At 65.7% G+C, this 19251-nt stretch carries 19 protein-coding genes; 11 read left to right on the forward strand and 8 right to left on the reverse strand.

The features are described from left to right. Window positions 1-263: contact-dependent growth inhibition system immunity protein (locus VFH65_RS22140; RefSeq protein ID WP_353324250.1), on the reverse strand; the 263-nt coding region annotated here is incomplete at its 3' end. A gap of 121 nt (window positions 264-384) precedes the next feature. Beyond that, window positions 385-633, reverse strand: a complete 249-nt coding sequence (locus VFH65_RS22145) for a hypothetical protein (protein ID WP_353324252.1) — start codon at window positions 631-633, stop codon at window positions 385-387. A 227-nt stretch (window positions 634-860) separates the two neighbouring features. On the opposite strand from VFH65_RS22145, the gene VFH65_RS22150 reads away from it, so the two are divergent. From VFH65_RS22150 to VFH65_RS22165, 4 genes are all read left to right on the forward strand, one after another. Continuing rightward, window positions 861-1574: an MBL fold metallo-hydrolase gene (locus VFH65_RS22150; protein WP_353324282.1), complete on the forward strand. Its 714-nt coding sequence runs from the start codon at window positions 861-863 to the stop codon at window positions 1572-1574. Window positions 1575-1780: 206 nt separating this feature from the next. Further along, entirely contained in the window at window positions 1781-2776 is a 996-nt protein-coding gene (locus tag VFH65_RS22155) for a DUF2235 domain-containing protein (RefSeq protein WP_353324254.1), read from the forward strand. Between the two features lie 95 nt (window positions 2777-2871). Continuing rightward, window positions 2872-3744: a DNA/RNA non-specific endonuclease gene (locus tag VFH65_RS22160; protein ID WP_353324255.1), complete on the forward strand. Its 873-nt coding sequence runs from the start codon at window positions 2872-2874 to the stop codon at window positions 3742-3744. A 44-nt stretch (window positions 3745-3788) separates the two neighbouring features. Further along, on the forward strand, window positions 3789-6395 hold the full coding sequence (locus VFH65_RS22165) for a helix-turn-helix transcriptional regulator (protein WP_353324257.1): 2607 nt from the start codon (window positions 3789-3791) through the stop codon (window positions 6393-6395). A gap of 173 nt (window positions 6396-6568) precedes the next feature. Here VFH65_RS22165 and VFH65_RS22170 read toward each other — a convergent pair whose 3' ends face one another. Together VFH65_RS22170 and VFH65_RS22175 are read right to left on the reverse strand one after the other, a co-directional pair. Next, window positions 6569-6778 carry a hypothetical protein gene (locus VFH65_RS22170; protein ID WP_353324258.1) on the reverse strand — a complete coding sequence of 70 codons (210 nt, stop codon included), beginning with the start codon at window positions 6776-6778 and terminating at the stop codon, window positions 6569-6571. A gap of 17 nt (window positions 6779-6795) precedes the next feature. Beyond that, entirely contained in the window at window positions 6796-8064 is a 1269-nt protein-coding gene (locus VFH65_RS22175) for a S8 family peptidase (RefSeq protein ID WP_353324260.1), read from the reverse strand. Between the two features lie 263 nt (window positions 8065-8327). Between VFH65_RS22175 and VFH65_RS22180 the strand changes: the two genes are divergently transcribed. From VFH65_RS22180 to VFH65_RS22205, 6 genes are all read left to right on the forward strand, one after another. Next, complete coding sequence (locus VFH65_RS22180) at window positions 8328-8780, forward strand: SgcJ/EcaC family oxidoreductase (RefSeq protein ID WP_353324262.1); 453 nt, start codon at window positions 8328-8330, stop codon at window positions 8778-8780. A 161-nt stretch (window positions 8781-8941) separates the two neighbouring features. Next, complete coding sequence (locus VFH65_RS22185; protein ID WP_353324264.1) at window positions 8942-9772, forward strand: hypothetical protein; 831 nt, start codon at window positions 8942-8944, stop codon at window positions 9770-9772. 87 nt (window positions 9773-9859) lie between these two features. After that, entirely contained in the window at window positions 9860-10558 is a 699-nt protein-coding gene (locus VFH65_RS22190; protein ID WP_353324266.1) for a crotonase/enoyl-CoA hydratase family protein, read from the forward strand. Window positions 10559-10567: 9 nt separating this feature from the next. Continuing rightward, window positions 10568-11155: a TetR/AcrR family transcriptional regulator gene (locus tag VFH65_RS22195; protein ID WP_353324268.1), complete on the forward strand. Its 588-nt coding sequence runs from the start codon at window positions 10568-10570 to the stop codon at window positions 11153-11155. A 415-nt stretch (window positions 11156-11570) separates the two neighbouring features. Further along, window positions 11571-13205 carry a fatty acyl-AMP ligase gene (locus tag VFH65_RS22200; RefSeq protein WP_353324269.1) on the forward strand — a complete coding sequence of 545 codons (1635 nt, stop codon included), beginning with the start codon at window positions 11571-11573 and terminating at the stop codon, window positions 13203-13205. Window positions 13206-13257: 52 nt separating this feature from the next. Then, window positions 13258-14064 (forward strand): GAF and ANTAR domain-containing protein, encoded by an 807-nt coding sequence (locus tag VFH65_RS22205; RefSeq protein WP_353324271.1) that lies wholly within the window; start codon window positions 13258-13260, stop codon window positions 14062-14064. Here VFH65_RS22205 and VFH65_RS22210 read toward each other — a convergent pair. Both VFH65_RS22210 and VFH65_RS22215 read right to left on the reverse strand, forming a co-directional pair. Beyond that, window positions 14055-14819, reverse strand: coding sequence for a GAF and ANTAR domain-containing protein (locus VFH65_RS22210; protein ID WP_353324273.1), 765 nt, complete (start codon window positions 14817-14819; stop codon window positions 14055-14057). The genes VFH65_RS22205 and VFH65_RS22210 overlap by 10 nt on opposite strands. Before the next feature lie 37 nt (window positions 14820-14856). Beyond that, window positions 14857-15564 carry a GAF and ANTAR domain-containing protein gene (locus VFH65_RS22215; RefSeq protein WP_353324275.1) on the reverse strand — a complete coding sequence of 236 codons (708 nt, stop codon included), beginning with the start codon at window positions 15562-15564 and terminating at the stop codon, window positions 14857-14859. A gap of 127 nt (window positions 15565-15691) precedes the next feature. Between VFH65_RS22215 and VFH65_RS22220 the strand changes: the two genes are divergently transcribed. Further along, window positions 15692-16669 (forward strand): magnesium transporter CorA family protein, encoded by a 978-nt coding sequence (locus VFH65_RS22220; RefSeq protein WP_353324277.1) that lies wholly within the window; start codon window positions 15692-15694, stop codon window positions 16667-16669. A 10-nt stretch (window positions 16670-16679) separates the two neighbouring features. Here VFH65_RS22220 and VFH65_RS22225 read toward each other — a convergent pair whose 3' ends face one another. Both VFH65_RS22225 and VFH65_RS22230 read right to left on the reverse strand, forming a co-directional pair. Beyond that, the gene (locus tag VFH65_RS22225) at window positions 16680-18707 is read right to left on the reverse strand and encodes a DNA/RNA non-specific endonuclease (protein ID WP_353324279.1); all 2028 of its coding nucleotides are present in this window, start codon (window positions 18705-18707) and stop codon (window positions 16680-16682) included. 94 nt (window positions 18708-18801) lie between these two features. After that, window positions 18802-19251 (reverse strand): FAD/NAD(P)-binding oxidoreductase (locus VFH65_RS22230; protein ID WP_353324280.1); only part of this gene is annotated, 450 nt, incomplete at its 5' end.

A 19251-nucleotide genomic window follows, 5' to 3' on the forward strand; every position in this document is an offset into this window, starting at 1 on the left:
AGCGGCTCGGGAAGGTAGTCAACGCCGACGGTGTACACCAAAAACTGCCTGAGGTCTGGTTCCGCACGGGCCTCGCGCAAGTCGTCGATCTCCTGGGCCAAGGCCCTCAGAGGATCTGCGACGGAGTCTTCGTTGACATAATCGTCGACGATTCCGTCCCAATCGTCGGCTTCCAGATCCCAGTCTTGATGGAAGTTTGTGGCTAGGAATTGGTACAAGTCGGTAGAGATCGAGCCATCGTTCATGGTGTGGGGACTCGCCATTTCCGTCGCCTCTGAGCGTGGGGAAAAACGCATGACCTACAACGACTTACGCATTTCTGAGATCCTTCTGGCATCCACGTTAGGGCACGTACATACGTAATACTTTGCGCAACGGTTCAGCTCAGACCCATCCGCTCAGTTCCGGTCTGTAGTCGTCCCCGCTGTGGAAGAAGATCTCGGCGCCACAGCCTGGGCAATGGATCCAGTACTCGTATCTTCTGTCGCTGACATCCTCCGCGACCCATGAACGCTTCTCGATCAGAACATTGGCATCGCCGTTCTGCGGGCAGCGGATGACATCCCATGACCCGGCAGCGACCAACTTGGTCACCTCGGCCCATCGTTTCGCCAATGCAACGATTTCGGACATTCTTATCAGCCTCGTGGACGAAGAACAACCGGCTGTCGCGCGGCAGCCGCGATACGCAGGCCGTCAGTGCTCACCTTCAGTTCGTTCGCCATGTCAATCCCCCAACCGGCTAACACGCTGGTCACGAGGGTACCTGACGATTTGCCGTCGGATCGACGCACTTTTTCAGGCGGACGAGACGCAGAAGCCCTCGGCACACAGGCGCGAAGCCGCAAACCTAGGCTGTGCTGATGACCGACCGCCTGTATTTCCGGCAGCTGTTGTCCGGCCGCGACTTCGCCGCCGACGACGTGATCGCCCAGCAGATGCGCAACTTCGCGTACCTCATCGGCGACCGCGACACCGGCGACTGCGTGGTCGTCGACCCGGCCTACGCCGCGCAGGATCTGGTGGACGCGCTCGAGGCCGACGGCATGCACCTGTCGGGTGTGCTGGTCACCCACCACCACCCCGACCATGTCGGCGGGTCGATGATGGGCTTCGAGCTGAAGGGCCTTGCCGAGCTACTCGAGCGCGTCAGCGTGCCCGTTCACGTCAATGCCCTTGAGGCGGACTGGGTTTCGCGCGTCACCGGCATCGCACGCAGCGAACTGACCGCGCACGAGCATGGCGACAAGGTCAGCGTCGGCGACGTCGAGATCGAGCTGTTGCACACTCCCGGCCACACGCCGGGCAGCCAGTGCTTCCTGCTCGACGGGCGACTGGTCGCCGGCGACACCCTGTTCCTCGAGGGTTGCGGCCGCACCGATTTTCCCGGCGGGGACGTCGACGAGATGTTTCGCAGCCTTCAGGCGCTCGCACAGTTGCCCGGCGATCCCACGGTGTTTCCTGGGCACTGGTATTCGGCTGAGCCGAGCGCCTCGCTCTCGGATGTCCGCCAAACGAACTACGTGTACCGGGCAAGCAACCTGGACCAGTGGCGCATGCTGATGGGCGGCTGAGCAGGCCTCCCCTGGCCTTGTGGTGCCCATGTAGCGGATTTCGCCTGCGCACGCGGGGTGGAACTGCCGATTCCGTAGGTGCTCGGGCGATTGGCGCGCGAATCAGTCGACATCGCGGAATCGAGTAGTGCAATACGCAGGACGCGGCGCCGTTTGCCCGGCAAACTATCTAGCAATTCGTCAATAACTGACCGTCGGGGGTCGTCGTGAAGAACATCGTCCTGTGCTTTGACCGCGCACGTGATCATCCAGGGCTGCGGAGCGCCACCAACGCCGAATCACTGCTGCGTCTGCTCGACGACGGCGACGAGCAGCACATCTGGTATCACGCGGGCGAGCCAGTAACAGGTCGCCTCGCCGGGCTGCGGTGGCGAAAAGCGGCCCGCGACGACGCGCGCGCGGCGATCGCCGAGGCGTACCAGTTCCTGGTCCATTGGTGGGAGCCCGGTGATCGGATCTTCATGTTCGGCGTCGGGCGCGGGGCGTCTTGCGCCCAGGCGTTGACGCGGCTACTCGGCACGGTCGGCGTGCTTCCCCACCTGATGGACTACGTGCTCGCCGCGTACGCACTGCCCCGCACCCACCGCACACCGCAGGATTGGCGGCGGGTGAAGGCATTGGCGAGGCGGCTGTCAGGACGCCACGAAATCGGCGTTCCCGTACAGTTTTTGGGCTTGTGGGACACGGTAACCGTCCCCGGCTGCCAGTCGACATCGCAATCGCTGACCAATGTCGTATCCGGTCGCCACGCGGTCGCGGTCGACGGCGCGCACGGCCCGTTCGACGAGCGGCTGATCGCGTACGAACCCGTCGAGGAAGTCTTGTTCCGCGGAGCGCATTGCGACGTCGCCGGTGGCCCCGGCGCCTGCTGGCCGCTGACCGAGATCGCGCTCGATTGGATGCTCGACGGCGCCGTCAAGGCCGGTGTGTCGGTGCCGGCCGGAAGCAGCCACAGCGCGCCTGCGCCCAGCGAGTTCGACGCGCTCGCGGAGAGCGCCCGCACGATATCGATTCGCAAGCCGCCGGTCAGCGCCCGCGTGCACGCCAGTGTGGACATCTATCTGCGGGAGCATCCTGAGTACTGGCGGCGCCTGCCCGCCCACGTCGTGTGGGCCGACACGGAATGGGCCGCGCGAGGCGAGCGACTGGTGCATGCCCAGCCGGTGGCCGCGCCGCTCGAACCCGCGATGCTCGCGTCATAGGCAGGTAGCGCCACCGACCGATGGCGTCACGCGCGTCCAGAACTGCGTAGCGCACTACCCGAGACGGCGTCGCCGCTGGCCAGAAGACTCGGTCCATGACCGCTATCACCCCGGGATTTCAGGACGCCGTCGAGTCCGTCGATCCCGACTACAGCACGCGCGGCGGCTATGACGCCACGTTTCTGAGCCTCACGCTGCCGCTACCGGTTCTGGCCGTCGACGCAGGTCTGGCGACTGCGCCGCTGCCGTACCACCACTTCAGCGTCGTCATGCATCGCATGCGGAAGCTGGCGTTGTTCACAGCGGTGAACATCGACGGCGGCAAGGCTGATCAGCCGCGCCGCGACAGAGACAAGTGGATCCTCGATCCGCGCATACCAGTCGGTGAGCAGACGGGCGAAGACGTCTACCGCGACAACGATCTCGATCGAGGGCATCTGGTGCGCCGGTTGGACCCCGCGTGGGGGCCGAAATCGGTCGCCGCGGTCGACGACACGTTCCACTTCACCAACTGCGCACCGCAGCATCATGATTTCAACGCCGGGCAGACATTGTGGCTCGGGCTCGAGGATTACGTGCTGCGCAACGCGGTGACGGCCGACCTCAGGGTCAGCGTGCTATCGGGTCCGGTGCTCGACGACGGCGATCCGCAGTACCGCGGCGTGGCGCTGCCGCTGCAGTTCTGGAAGATTGTGGCGATGATGCGCGTGGACGGAAAGCCCTCTGTCACTGCGTATCTGCTCAGCCAGGAGTCGCTGCTCGACGAGTTCCGCACCGAGCTGGAGTCCGGCATACTGCCCGAGTCGTTCTCTTACGGCGCGTACCGCACATTCCAGGTTCCGGTGCGCCGGATCGTCAGCCTCACCGGGCTGGACCTGGCGCACTACATCGCCGCCGACCCGCTGGAGCAACTCGAAACCACCGGGCTGCCACGCGAACTCGCTGCGCTCGACAACATCGTGCTGTGAGAACCTCCCCTGTGCTCGACCTGACGGGAGTAAGGTCCGAAATCATGGCCCGGAACTGGCCCGTGGTCCGGCGCGAAAACGAATTCACGGCGATTCACGACGCGCTGGTGGACCAATCGGGCGTGTGCGGGATCGTGCTGATCGGCGACGCCGGCGTGGGGAAGACGACGCTCGCCCGGCTCGTCACGCAGTCATTGCCGCTGCGGGTGCAATGGGTGGCAGGCACCGAGTCGGCGCGCAGCATCCCACTCGGTGTCTTCGCACACATGGTGGGGACGGCGACCTCACGGGATCCCGTGGCGTTCCTGTCGGCGGCGCGGGAAAGCATTCTCGCCGACGGGCATTCGGCGGTGATCGGCGTCGACGACGCGCACCTGCTCGATCAGCTCTCGGCGACACTGTTGCATCAGCTCGCGATGGAGGGTTCCGTGCGAATCGTCGCCACGGTGCGCTCCGGTGAGACGGTGCCCGACGCGATCACCACGTTATGGAAGGACGGTTACCTGCGGCGGCTGAACCTCACGCCGTTCACCCGCGATCAGTGCGTCTCGCTGATCGAAGAGGCACTCGGGGGGCGCGTTGAGGGCCTTTCGGCCGACCTGATGTGGGAGGCGTCCGGCGGGAACGCATTGTTCGTGCGGCATCTGGTCGAGGGCGCGTTGGAGGCCGCCACGTTGAGTCAGGTTCGCGGTGTCTGGCAGCTGCGGGGCCGCGCCGCTGTCACATCCGAGCTGGCGTCGCTGCTGGACTCACGCGTCGAGCAACTACCCGATGACGTGTTGCACACGTTGCGGCTGCTGACGTTCTGCGAGCCGCTCAACCTTGACGCGTTGTGCGAGATCGTCGGCTCCGACGCTGTCGAGGATGCGGAGGCCCGCGCCCTGATCCGCGTCGTCGAGAACGCTTCCGGTGTCGACGTGCGTTTCAACCATCCGTTGTTCGGTGAGGTGATCCGGCGGCGGCTGGGCATGGCTGCCGCGAGGCGGCTGCGCGGCGAGGTGGTGCGCGCACTGCAGGGCCAGCCGTCGCGCGGCCCGATGGACCGAATCAGGTTGGCGGAGTTGACACTCGATAGCGACCAGCAGCCCGAGCTCGAACTGTTGGTGACCGCCGCGCGAGACGCGATCGCGCTGACGAACGTCACGCTGGGTGAGCGACTGGCCCGCGCCGCCGTGAACCGCGGTGGCGGGCTGGTGTCCAGCGAGCTGCTGGCGCGTTCGCTGCTGTGGCAGGGCCGGGCCGCGGAGGTCGAGGAGACGCTGAACGCGTTCAACCCGGACGGTATGGACGGACTCGACCTGGTGCGGTGGGGTCTGGCGCGAATCGCGAACCTGCACTGGTCGATGGGCGACGCCGAGAGCGCCGACGATGTGCTGAAGCTGTTGCGCGAGAAGGTAACTGATGACGGGTTGCGACTCCTCGTTGACGGCGTGGCGTCGGCGTCGCGGGCGTTCGAGAACCAGCTGGCCGAGGCCGTCGAACTGTCCGAGCGGGTGCTTGCCGCACCGGATGCGCACCCGGTCGCGGTGGAATGGGCCGCCATCGGCGGCGCACTCGCGCTGGCGTTGATGGGCCGCAGCGAGAAGGTCGCCGCGGTGGCCGCACGGGGCCATGAGGTGGAGAGCCGGGTCGACGGCTTCCTGCGCTACCTTGCGGCGTTCGGCGAGGTGCGCGCGCTGACGCTGGCCGGCGAATTCGAAGCCGCCGCAGCGCATTCCGCAGGCATCATCCGCATCACGTCGGCAGGCCAATACCTGGCCTGGGGAATGGCCAACGTGCTGGTGGGAACCATCGGCGTGGCCCGCGGCATGTTCGCTGACACGGTGCCGCGGATGGAGCAGACCGTCGCGGCGCTGACGGCAGAATCGGCGGCGTCGTGGAGTTTCCCAGCGCGACTCTTGCTGGCGCAGTCGTACTGTGTGCTTGGCCGCGTGGAGCCGGGAGCCACGATGGTGGCGGAGGTGAAGACGCGCTTCGGCAAGCACGTCGCGGTGTTCGGTCCGCAGCTGAAGATCGCCGAGTCGTGGCTGGCTGCGGCACAGGGAAATGTCAGTGCCGCAATCGAACTCGCGACGGAGGCGGCGCGGTTGGCCTCGGAATCGGGTCAGCAGGCCATCGAGATGCTGGCGCTGCACGACGCGGTGCGCTTCGGTGACCAGAATTGTCTTGACCGTCTTGTGGAGGTGGCGACCGCAACAGGCGGTCGGCTGGCGACGGTTATGGCGGCGCATGCGGAAGCGGTGCGTGATCGCGACGGCGCGGCGATCGCCGCGGCGGCGCAGCAGTTCGAGGAGATCGGCGCGCTGCTTTCGGCGACCGACGCCGCAGCACAGGCCGCAGTCGCGTTCGAACGCGTCGACGACCGGCGCCACAGCGTTGAGTCGGCAGGAACCGCGAACCGGCTGGCCGCCGAGTGCGGCGGAATCCGCACGCCCGCTCTGGATTTGGCCGCGCACCCGCTGCCGCTGACCGTCCGCGAACGCGAGATCGCCAACCTGGTCGCGGCCGGGCTGAGCAACCGCGACATCGCCGACCGGTTGACGGTGTCGGTGCGCACGGTGGAAGGCCACCTGTACCGGGCGTGCATCAAGCTCGACATCTCCGACCGCGAGGAACTGGCCGCGCTGATCCGCGCCGGTGGGCAAGGCTGAGGCTTCTCCCGCGAGCAGCAGCCAGGGGAGCTTCGCTCCGCGGTCCAGGAAGAGAATCGCGCCGAAAGTAGGAAAGATGACGGGGCGTCCGCCCAGGGCATATGGCCCATTTCCGCGAGCAGACGCGAAACTGCCTGATTCCGCCCCGAAACGGGCAGTTTCGCGCGGGCTTGCTACTGGACGTCCGAATCTGGCGGGGCGATCTCGAAGCCCTGGTCGGCTTCGACGGCCTCCACTCCCTGCACCCCGTCCAAGGAGTCCCGGTCGGCGGGAGCGACAGTGCCGGAGACGATTCCGATCTCCCGGTGTACATCCGTCACTGTCATTCCCGCCGCCCGTAGTGACTCCACGGTCGCGTCGATGTCGCGACCGTCGGTCGTCACCGTGACACTCTGCTCACTCATTGCGGGGCCTGCGCAAGACCCGCGCCGACGTCCACGCTGGGAACGTCGAGCGGCGTGGCGTTCTGCACCAACAGCGCCCACAGCTCGCGGCCCGTCATGCCGGTGGCTTCGAGCCACATTGCCGCGATACCCGATACGTGCGGCGTCGCCATGCTGGTTCCGCTGATCGAGTGGTAGCGCTGCTCCATCGGCCACGACGAGAACACCTTCACACCGGGCGCGGCCAAGTCGATGCGGCCGCCGTCGCCGGTACGTGAACTCGAGCGAGCCGAGAAACGCGCAGGCTTGTTGGCCGGGTCCAGTGCGGCGATGGCCATGATCGACGGACTGTTGGCCGGTACTCCGACGAAGCCAGGGTCGCCGGGGCGCTGCGCGTTGTTACCGGCGGCCGCGACAATCAAGGTGCCGCGGTCCAGCGCCCGTTGGCCGACGGTTTCGTACGCCCGCGACAGCTGGTCGAGATCGGCGCCAAGCGACATCGAAATGATCTTACAGTCGTTGGCCAGCGCCCAGTTGATGCCGGCCAGAATACCGGTGTCGGAGCCAGAACCGCTGTCGCTCAACACCTTTCCTGCGAAGATCTCTGCCTCGGTCGCGACGCCGTATCGCCTGTTGGCACTCGCCGACCCGCACGACGTCCCGATGCAGTGCGTGCCGTGACCGTGCGCATCGCGCACCGTCTCACCGAGAATGAACGACTGCGTCGTCACCGAGCGGCCCGCGAAGTCCGGGTGGTCGACATCGAAGCCGGTGTCCAGCACTGCGAGCCGGACCCCTCGACCGGTTCGCGATGACGTGGACACCCGGGTTGCCTGCAGGCCCCAGGTGAACTGATCGTTGTCGGCAGGGGCCGCGGCCACCGCGGTCGAGCTCCCGCCGTTGTCGCCGTTCAGCCTGCCGTACAGATCCGACACCCCGTCGTGGTAACCACGCGCGTAGTCGGTGACCGTCAGGGCATGGTGAATCAGCTCCGGCTCCACCGACAGCACGACGTCGCCCTCGGCGGCAGCGGCCACCAGCGCCGAACGCTGGTCGGGATCTGACGAGACGACGGCCACACCCAGTTCGTCGAAAACGGTGGCCTCGGCCTCATCGGAGTCGCTCATCGACAACGCCTGGGATTCAAAGTCCTTGGTATGCGCGACGTTCGAGAGGCCGGCGATGGACGCCAGCGCGCGGGCCGGATTCGACCGGCCCGACTTTGGTGCCAGCACGACTACCTGGCGGCCTGTGTACAGAGCCCTACCGGGGATTGATGTGGTCATTCTTGTTTCTCCTACTTAGCCGATCGCTTGTATTCCGATCATTCGACGTACCTTCTGCGCGATCACGAGTGATGAGGTACTCGATTTCCGTGAGGCCGCCGAGGAGGCGATGGAGTAGTCGCGTGCTCAGCTAATGAGCCGCCATACGGCGCCTCGTCGCATCCTGCACTTACCAGAAGAGAGATCCACCATGGCAATTCGCACACCCATGCACGTAGTCGTCGCTTGACGTCAACCGTCGTTGAGGTTCTAGCGTCGGACTCATGTCCCCACGACCAGCTTTATCCGATCCGCAATGGATGCCAGCCGCGCGCAAGGCCGTCGACGAGTTCGTTGCCGAACTTCAGGCCGGCATCGACACGGCGGACGCCAAGACCTACAACGCCCATTTCGGCGACGACGTCGCGTGGGGCAGCCCGTATGGCGCGACGCTGACCGGCTACGACGTCTTGCATCCCATCCATCGCCAGATGTTCAGCGCGGGGGTGACCGCAACGGGAGCGTCGTCACGGTACGAGACCGTGCATGTCATGGCGCCCACGCCCGACGTCGCGATCGCCCAGGTGCGCCGCGTCGCGCTGGACGGCGACGGCCAGCCGGTTCCCATCGACGACGCGTCGGCCTTCTCCGAGATGGCGCTGTACGTTCTCGTCCGCCGCGACAGGACGTGGTGGCTGGCGGCCGGACAGAACACGCCGCTACGGCCGAAGCCCTAGTCTGCAGCGACTCCTGCCGTCTGTACCCGGCAATGTAGCCGCATTCTCGTCAGGCACTTCAGTCTCTACTTACCCATCAGGCAGCGCAGCCCCAGCAAATGCAAGCCGCCACCAGCGAGCGAATGCTGTCGCGACGGCCAGACCGTGGTATACAGCGGTGCGTGGATTGGTTCGAGGACCTCGCGCGCGTATCTCCAGGCGCATGGACCGCGTTGGCGGCCTGGCTGGCCGTCGCGGTCGGCATTGCGGCACTGCTGTACGCCTGGCGTCAGTATCAACGGGCCAAGCAGCAGACCGAAGAGCTAATGCAGCCCAATGTCGCCATGTTCATGGAGCCCAGCGCGACCGACTGGCATCTGATCGAACTCGTCGTGAAGAACTTCGGCCGCACCCCGGCGTACGGGATCCGGTTCGAGTTCGCCAATCCCCCGACCGTCGGCAAGTACGAGATTGCGTACGAGGACCGCTACGTCGACATCGCACCGCTGAACCTCCCGGCGGAGATCCCGTACCTGGCGCCGACGCAGGAGTGGCGCATCGTTTGGGATTCGGCCCTTGACCGCAGGGAGTTGGGCGAAGCGATCGCCTCACGTTTCGACGGCGCGGTGACTTACTACGACCAGCCCAAGAACGGCAAGGGAGCAAAACAAGGCAGCAGGCACCAGTTCCGGTCCACGGCGGTGCTGGACTGGGCGACCCTGCACCCGGTGGAGCGACTGGAGCTGCTGACGACCCACGACCTGGCCCGCCAGGAGAAGCAGAAGCTGGAACTACTGCGCAGCCTGTTGACCTACTTCCACTACGCGGCAAGCGAGAGCCGCGAGGAGGTACTGCGCAGCGAGATCAACCGCGTGAGGTCGGCCGCCGACGAGCTGCGGGACCGCTATCGCGCGCAATACAACGCGCCGGCCAACGTGGCGAACAACAACAGCGCCTTCGACGAAGCCCACACGCAGATCATCAACGGCAGGCACCGGCGCGACCTCGTTTGAGCGATTTGTGTGCGAAATCGAGCGCTCAGCGCGACAAACACACGCCAATGACCGCTTTCGGAACGTTGTTACGTAACATCGCTACTTATGACCACGGTGAACTACGAGCTCAAGGATTCCGTCGCGACGATCACCCTCGACGACGGCAAGGTCAACGTGCTGGGCCCTGCGATGCAGGCCGCGATCAACGAGGCACTGGACCGCGCGGAGAAGGACGAGGCCAAGGCCGTCGTGCTCGCGGGCAATCAGCGGGTTTTCAGCGGCGGATTCGATCTCGCGGTCTTCCAGTCTGGAGATGCGAGCGCCGCGCTGGCGATGCTGGCCGGCGGGTTCGAGCTGTCGGTGCGGTGCTTGACGTTCCCCAAGCCGGTGATCATGGCGGCGACGGGTCCGGCCATCGCGATGGGCTCGTTTCTGCTACTGAGCGGCGATCATCGGGTGGGCGCGCCGAACTCGCGGTGCCAGGCCATCGAGGTGGCGATCGGGATGACGATTCCGATCTCGGCGATCGAGATCATGCGTGCGCGCCTGACGCCTGCGGCGTTCCAGCGGGGAACATCGATGGCGGCGACGTTCGTCGGCGACGAGACCATCGCGGGCGGCTGGCTCGACGAGATCGTGGAGGCCGATCAAGTGCTGACGCGTGCACAGCAGATCGCGGTCGAGGCGGCGTCGACGCTGCACGCCGGTGCCCACCTGGCCACCAAACTCAAGGCGCGGGATTCCGCGCTGAAGGCAATCCGGGCCGGAATCGACGGGCTGCCAACTGAATTCAGCCTCGGCTAGGTTCGGGCAATGCCGAGGGCGAAGCAACGCACGCCCGAGCTGAAGGATCACCTGCTCGAGGTCGCGATTGCGACGCTGTCCGAGGAAGGCATCGCACGGTTCACGACGCGTCGGGTCGCCGAACGTGCGGGTACGTCCGTGCCTGCGGTCTACGAGCTGTTCGACGACAAGGCCGGCCTGGTGCGGGCGATGTTCTTCGAGGGTTTTCGGCTCTTGGGCGGCGAGCTGGCCAAGGTGCCGGAAACCGATGACCCCCTCACCGATTTAGAGCGGCTGGTACCGGTGTTCCGGTTGTTCTGCCGGGCGTATCCGCGGCTGGCGCAGGTGATGTTCTCCCGCCCGTTCGCGGATTTCGAGCCGGGTCCCGATGAACTGGCGGCAGGGGCGTCGGTGCGAGAGGTGTTCGTCGGCCGGATCCAGCGGTGCATCGACGCGAAGCTGCTGTCCGGGGATCCGAACGACATTGCGCACGTATTACTTGCTCTGGCACAGGGTTTGGCGGTGCAAGAAGCAGGACGATGGCTAGGAATGTCGGCGCCGTCAATTGAACGGCGGTGGAGGCTGGGCGTGCGCTCGCTCCTTGCTGGTCTGCGCTGAGGTAGGCCGAACCGTCCCCGAAACGTGACCACGTATTGCGCCGTGTGCTTGGACCGTGCGCGACCCGCGCGGTACGGTCGTAGCCGGTTGACCCAGCAGCCCTCGGAATCGTCACGGCGGCGATCTGACCTCCCCGCCGAACGGGCCTGAAAACCCGACGTAAACCGACTGATCACGGTTGTGTTTTCGGGCTGAGGGGGATCCCGATGTCGGCAACTTCCGCCGACCGTGCAGCGGCCAACGACGTCATCGGCGTGCTGCACGGCTTGACGACTGACCGGTCTGTACAGTCATGGCGTCTGAAACGCACGACACCCTGCTCTGATCGGAGCGGTGGACCATCTGACGCGCAAGCAATCTCGCGCGGTACGGCCAACATACGCAACGCAATAGCGCTAGAGCCAAAGGGATTGTCGTGAGCCAATTTACCGAGACGATGTATGCCAACGCCCGGTGTAGCCGCAAAGGCATGGTCACCGGTGAGCCCGACGCCCCCGTCAGGCATACCTGGGGCGAGGTTCACGAGCGGGCTCGTCGAGTCGCCGGTGGCCTCGCCGCGTCCGGCGTCGGACATGGCGACGCGGTCGCGGTGCTGGCCGGCGCCCCCGTCGAGATCGCGCCTACCGCGCAAGGAATCTGGATGCGCGGCGCCAGCCTGACCATGCTGCACCAGCCCACACCGCGCACCGATCTGCAGCGCTGGGCCGAGGAAACCACCGCCGTCATCAACATGATCGATGCCACCGCGATCGTCGTCTCTGATCCGTTCATGCCGGCCGCACCGCTGCTCTCCGAGATGGGGATGCGGGTACTGACCGCCGCAGACCTACTCGACGGCCGACCGATCGACCCCGTCGACACCGACGAGGACGACGTGGCGCTCATGCAGTTGACGTCCGGGTCCACCGGTTCACCGAAAGCCGTTCAGATCTCGCACCGCAACTTCGTCGCGAATGCCGAGGCGATGGTCGTCGGCTGCAACTTCGACGTCGACACCGACGTGATCGTGAGCTGGCTGCCGTGCTTCCACGACATGGGGATGACGGGCTATCTGACGGTGCCGATGTACTACGGCGGCGAGCTCGTCAAGATCACGCCCATGGATTTCCTGCGCGATATTCTGTTGTGGGCCAAGCTGATTGACAAATACAACGGCACCATGACGGCGGCCCCGAACTTCGCCTACAACCTGTTCGCCAAGCGGTTACGCCGCCAGGCCACGCCCGGTCAGTTCGACCTGTCGTCGCTGCGGTGGGCGCTATCCGGCGCCGAGCAAGTCGATCCTCTTGACGTCGAGGATCTGTGCCACGCCGGGGCGCCGTTCGGGTTGCGGCCCGAGGCGATCATCCCTGCCTACGGCATGGCCGAGACGACGGTCGCGGTGTCCTTCTCCGAGTGCGGCGGCGGCATGGTCGTCGACGAGGTGGATGCCGACCTGCTGGCGGTCCTGCATCGCGCCGTCCCGGCGACCAAGGGACACACCCGGCGGCTCGTGTCGCTCGGCCAGCCGCTGAACGGCCTTGAAGTGCGCGTCATCGACGAGGACGGCAGCGTGTTGTCGCCGCGGGGTGTCGGCGTCATCGAGGTGCGCGGTGAACCCGTGACCAGGGGCTACACCACGGCGGCCGGCTTCATCCCGGCGCAGGACGAGCGGGGTTGGTACGACACCGGTGACCTGGGTTATCTCACCGAGACGGGCGAGGTGGTGGTGTGCGGCCGGCTCAAGGACGTGATCATCATGGCCGGTCGCAACATCTACCCGACCGATATCGAACGTGCCGCCTCCCGCGTCACGGGGGTACGGCCCGGGTGTGCGGTGGCGGTGCGGCTCGACGCCGGGCATTCGCGGGAGACGTTCGCCGTAGCGGTCGAATCCAAGGAATACGAGGATCGCGCCGAGGTGCGCCGCATCCAGCATCAGGTGGCACACGAGGTGTTCGCCGAGGTCGATGTCCGGCCCCACAACGTGGTCGTGCTGCAGCCGGGCATGATTCCCAAGACTCCCTCGGGCAAGTTGCGGCGTGCCCATGCGCTCGCCCTGGTGAATTGACAGTCGAGAGCGGCATTTTCCCGCTCGGTGGCGAGTAGATTTAGCGCTCACCATGGCCGAGTACGACGCACAGCCCGGTCGCCCTGCGCCACCGCAACCGGAGCTGTCCTACGCCCAGCTGGAGGCCGATGAGGTCGACCTGATTGCCGGGCTCAGCGGGGTGGCCAGGATCGTGGCCGGTGGGCGCGGCGTCGTCGACCTACTCGGTGACGTGGCGGAGTTCGCGGTTCAAGCGATTCCCGGTGTCGACGGTGCCGGGGTCACCGCGATCGAACTGACCGGAAGCACACCGCGCGTCCAGGGCTGGGCCGTGACAGCCGATTTCGTCCGCGAGATCGACATGGTCCAGTACGAGGAGCTCAAGGAGGGGCCGTGCATCACGTGCACCGAGTCGTTGCGGCCGACGGTCAGTGGGTCGCTCGGCAGTGACGGTCGGTGGCCGCACTTCGGTGGACGTGTCGCGCGGCTGGGTGTTCACTCCGCGCTTTCCCTGCCGCTGATCGTTGACGATCAGGTCGTCGGAGCGATCAATGCGTACGCCCGCGCCCGAGACGCGTTCGGCGAGCACGCAGTGCAGTTGGGTTCACAATTCGCCGGGTCCGCAGCGGTGTCGGTCTACAACGCGCAGCTGCTGACAAAGGCCCAGGAGCGGACGAACCAGCTGCAGCGTGCGTTGGGTAGCCGGGCGGTGATCGATCAGGCGATCGGCATCATCCGCAGCCGGTCCGGCGCCACTGCCGAGCAGGCCTTCGACCGGCTCATTCGCATCAGCCAGGCCGAGAACATCAAGCTGTACGCGGTGGCCGAGCGGCTGGTGGAGGAGGCTGCGCGGCGCGCGCGTGCGCGTCATCAGTCCTGAGGCGGCTGCGCGGCCGCGAATTCGGACATCGAGGCCAGCAGCGCCGGGCGGGAATGGCGATCGGTCATGAGCCGGCGGGCCACCTCGGTGAGGTGCTCGCCGCGGGTGCGCGCGTAGGTCCTCAATAGCTGGAATGCATGTTCGACGGACACGTCGAGGCTCTCACGTAGAAAGCCCTTGGCCTGCTCGACCAGGACGCGGCGGGTGAGCGCAGAGCGCAGTTGCGGCATGACCGTCGACGGGGTGGGGGCCTGTTCCTGAAGGATCGCGACGGACGCGACGTGGGCCAGGGTTCGGCAGACGAGAAGGTCGGCGTCGTTGAGTTCGCCGGGGCGGGTGCCGAACAGGCCGAGTGCGCCGAGGACGATGCCTGCGGCGCGCAGCGGGACGGCGTGCACGGAGGCGAAGCCGGCGTCGATGGCGGCGGGGACGAACCGAGGCCAGCGCTCGGCTGCGGTTGCCAGATCGGCGACGGAGACCGGCTGGCCGGTGGCGTAGCAGTCCACGCAGGGCCCTTGGTCTGCCTGCAATTGGAAGAGCTCCAAGTCATGGACTTGTTCGGAGGTTGCGGCCAGCAGGCGCAACTGCTGAAACGGGTCGGCAAGCAGAATCCCCGCGGACTCGATGTCGAGCAGTTGGGCGCATCGTTCGGTGAGCTCGGTGAGCAGGTCGACCACGTCGAAGTCGACAAGCAGGCTATCGACGAGAGACACAACTGCTTCCAGTACACGGGTTTCACGAGGGGCGTCGGTCATGTCCCACTCCGTTCTGGTGGTTCGGTATGGGCGGGCATCAGTTGGCCTCCAGCCTCAGCCGCCGGTCGAGGATGTCGCGGGCGACGTCGGTGGAACTTCGACCGGTGGCATAGGCGTGGGCGCGCAGTCGCACGAGGGCCTCGGCCGGTTCGACGCCGAGTTGCGCGACGAGCATGCCGGTGGCCTGACTGACCTCGGCGCGCGACAGCGAATGAAGTTCGGCCCACGCGTTGCTCCCAGGATCGTTGACTGCGGCCCGGAGGTCGGCGTTCAACAGGTCGAGCAGCGGGATCCCGGCGAGTTCGGCGGCGACGGTGGCGCCGGCGAGAACCTCGGCCGCGAGGTGCCCGGGTTCGGCGCGGAACAAGTCGAGGGCGCCGACGTGTTCGCCCGCCACAAGCAGGGGCATCGCGAAGACGCCGCGGATCTCATGGGAGAGCATGGCGGGACCGTAGACGGGCCAGCGAGCCTCTTTGGGATCGGAGAGGTCGGCCACGAGGATGGGCCTGCGATGCGTGACGGAGTCGAGACAGGGCCCTTCACCGAGGGTGAACTGGAGTTCGTCGTATACGCGCGCGAGTCCACCACTGGATCCGAGCGTTCCGTTGTTGGCGCCGTCGAAGACCAGCGAAATGGCTGCGGCGTCAACGTCGAAGAGCAGCACACATGCCTCGCACAGTCGATCGGCGGCCTCTACCCCCCGCCGGCCGTCGACCGCGGCAAGCAGCAACTCCTGGATCGCCACATCTAGCCGAACAGGAGCCGGGCAGCTGTGGCAGCGCCCCTGGGTGGGGAGGTCATGCCTCCACCATTCACTACTTGAGCCGGTATTACGACCTCGGGCGCGACATGGTCGCTGAGATGATGGTCGGGTGACCGACGTCCGTGGCCGCGTGTGGCGAGGCGGCAAGCCGCAGGATGATTTCGACTTCTCCGCGATCTCGGACTACCTGGTCGACGACGAGACCCTTGTCTGGTGCGACATCTACGACCCTGATCACGCCACTCTCAAAGACCTTGCACAGGAACTGGGGCTGAACACGTGGGCGGTGGAGGACGCCGTCGCCGAGGCCGAACGCACCAAGGCCGCCGTCTACCGCACGCACACCTTCTTCACGGTGTACGCGGTCTCCACCACGGAGGACTCCGAGTCACTGCTATCGACGCACCGCATTTCCGGGTTCGTGTTGCCGCGCGGGCTGATCACGGTGCGGTTGTCGCCACACTTCGACATCGACGTGGTGTCGCAACGCTTCGACGAGTTGGGCGGCCAGGAGTATGGAGTCGGCGCGTTGGTGCACGGTCTGCTCGACGTGGTGGTCGACGGTCATTTCGATGCGGTGCAGACGCTCGACGACGGCATCGAGGGTGTTGAGGACGACCTATTCGCCGACAACAGCCCGCGAAGTGGACTGCAGCGGAGGACTTTTCGCTTGCGCAAGGATCTGGTCGAGTTGCGCCGGGTGGTGTTGCCGATGCGTGAGGTCGTCAACTCGATTCAGCACCGCAGGCTCGACGCCAAAACCGCACCGGAACTCGATCCGCTCTATGCCGATTTGTACGATCACGTGCTGCGGGTCTCGGAGTGGACGGAATCGTTGCGAGACATGATCACAACGGTGTTCGAGACCAACCTGTCGCTGCAGGACGCCCGGTTGAACACGGTGATGAAGAAACTCACCGGGTGGGCGGCGATCATCGCGGTGCCAACGGCCATCACCGGCTTCTACGGGCAGAACGTCACCTATCCCGGCATCGAAACGGTTGGCGGGTTCGTGACGAGCACGGCGATCATCGTGGTACTGGTGGTGCTGCTCTACGTGATGTTCAAACGGCGAGACTGGTTGTAGGACAGCGGTTTCAGGCGAACCGGATTTCCTCCACGCTCTCGAGAGGTTGCGGTCCGACGACTTCTTGCTCCCTGAACGGATCCAGGTCCGCGAGCCCGTTGAACGACAGCCCCGCCCTTCGCTCGATCCACGAGATCCGCCGCTGGTACGTCTTGAACTTGCCGAACACGAATTCGGGGCGCGCTGCTTCCTCTTCGGGTGGCATCGGGTTGGTCATCGAATAGCCCGTCGCACACAACTCTCCGGTGTCGTCGTGAATGAAAACGATGACCTTCCAGTAGGCCTTGGGTATCGCGACGTTGTAATGCACGGGATCGTCGGCCTCGAGGAAGGGCCCAGTGATCACCGAGATCTTGACGTCGCTTTCCCTGGCGTTGTCGAGGGCATAGTCCTCCAGCGACAGCCACACGCCTGCGTTGAACGGTTGCAGTTGCGGGCAGGCGTTGGTCACGTGCATGGAATCGGCGTTGCCGCGCTTGGCCTCCGTGCGGGTGCCCCATATCGGGTCCTCGCGCCGCGTCATGTGGCCGCGGGCGAATCTCGGGAAATTGCCGTAGCACTCGTCCTCGATCTGGGCGTCGCGGTCGATGCGGCTATCGGCCCGCCATCCCGGCCGCGGATCGGAGCGCTCCTGCGTCCCGTCGATGTTGACGGCGCTGAAGAAGCACAGCTTGCGGCTCTGGCTCATGACGACCGAGAAATGCTCGTATCGCAGCACCTGCTCGGACGAGCCGTCTGAGTTCTGGAAGGTCAGGACGTCGGAGTCATCGCGCATCACGGGCAACGGCACGGTGAACCCCTCACCCAGGAACGCCTCGACGTAGCCCTTGCGATTCGCATAGCTGGACGGTGGTGCTTCAGGGGCGAATATTTCACCCTCGACAGCGGGTGTAATACCCTGCGCTGCAGCCGAGTCCAGATATGGAGCGCCCATGTCGACGGTGACACGTAGCGGAACGACGTACGTGGTCGCGGTCGACGACGGTGTCGCGACGTCGCGGCCGACGGGCGGCGCATCGGGCCGCGGACGCGGCGGGCGGGTTGGCGTCTGTATGGGTGTGCCCCGCAGCACCTGGTCGAGCCTTTCCTGGATGACGGCACCGGGCAATGCGTAGTTCGCGGTGAGGAAATTGCCTGCGAAGTGCAAGCCCACTGCCTGGCCGGTCTTGAGCGAGAGCACAACCGAGCCCGAATTGCCGCCGAGCGTTGTGCAGTCGTGATGAAAAGCGCCGTCCTCGAATCCGATGATCTCGCCAGGGGCGAGCCGTTTCTTGTCGTACTTGCTTCCGTAGATGCGGTCCATCAACGCGATGTCGGGGAACAGGCCGTCGCGCGCCGGATAGCCGATGGTGGCGATGTACTCGTCGCTGCGGGGCTCCGATAGAACGATCGGCTGCGCCAACGCGGAGTTGGCGTTCGGCGCGACATGCAGGAACGCGATGTCGGGACCGTCGAGACCCTCGATGTGGAGGATGTCGTCGAGGACGAACGCCAGCTCGCGATTGCTGTCGAACTCCTCGACGAAGTCGATGGAGGCCACCATCTGCGGGTCATCTGTCCATGCTTGCTTGAACACGAAGTTGCGCCCCGCGCGCATCGCGAACAGCAGCGCGACATGACGATTGGTCACCACAACGTCGGGTTTGATGAGCCAACCCGTACCGACCCACGAGTAATCCGGGTGACCCTCGACCTCGATGCGGCCGGTCGCGCGGGCTGCGCGGACCAGGACCTCGGCTGCGGTCAGAAGGCGTTCTCGCCAGACTTCGCTTTCGGCGTCGGAGAAAGTCAGTTGCGCTTGATCGTTCCTGATTTCGAGGACGGGACGCAGGGTTTCCCGGACGACGGACTCGACCGTGGCCATGGCCAAGGTCTCGGGCCTCAGCCCTCGGACTTCTCCGCGCTCGAGTGCCTCGTCGCGGACGGGGCCGACGGCGCGCTCGTCGGCGCGCTTGCGGCGGGCCTCATCCGCAAGGTCGGGGTTGCGGGCTTCGATGTCGTCATTCAACTCGCGCAGGCGATCCGCAAGGCTGCTCATGTTGACGAGTGTGACCGCGATGCCGTTGCACAGGCGAAGTTTTGGCGATATTGCGCGCCGATTCGACATATCGCACGTCGGTGATTTCCCACTGTTACCCGGTGGGCGGAGCGTGCGACCCAATCAGCTTCTCGGCGAGCCGGTAGTCGTCCTCGGCATTGAGGCACAAGACGCCGACGATCTCGCCTGCCGCAACGTACGTGACGGTGAAGCCGTCTCGATGCTCGACGAGCTTGCTGTCCTCGTATCCGGTTCCCCAACCGCGATACTTCAGTACGGATTCGCCGATGGTGCAAGAGAACCCGGGCACCTTGTTCCACGCAGCCGGGGTACCCGCGGCGGTCAGGCCTGCGACGAGTCCCTGCGCAGCGGCGTCGCGCCAGTGCTCAGCGCGGATGCGCCGTCGCGCGGTGACGTTGTACGCCAGTGCATCGTCACCCGCGGCGTAGACGTTTCGCGCCGAGGTGTGCATGTGTTCGTCGACGACGACGCGGCCGTCGCGCGTTTCGAGTCCGGCATCTGTCGCGAGCGTGATGTCGGGACG

It is taken from the genome of Mycobacterium sp. (assembly GCF_035697385.1).
Lineage (GTDB): Bacteria > Actinomycetota > Actinomycetes > Mycobacteriales > Mycobacteriaceae > Mycobacterium.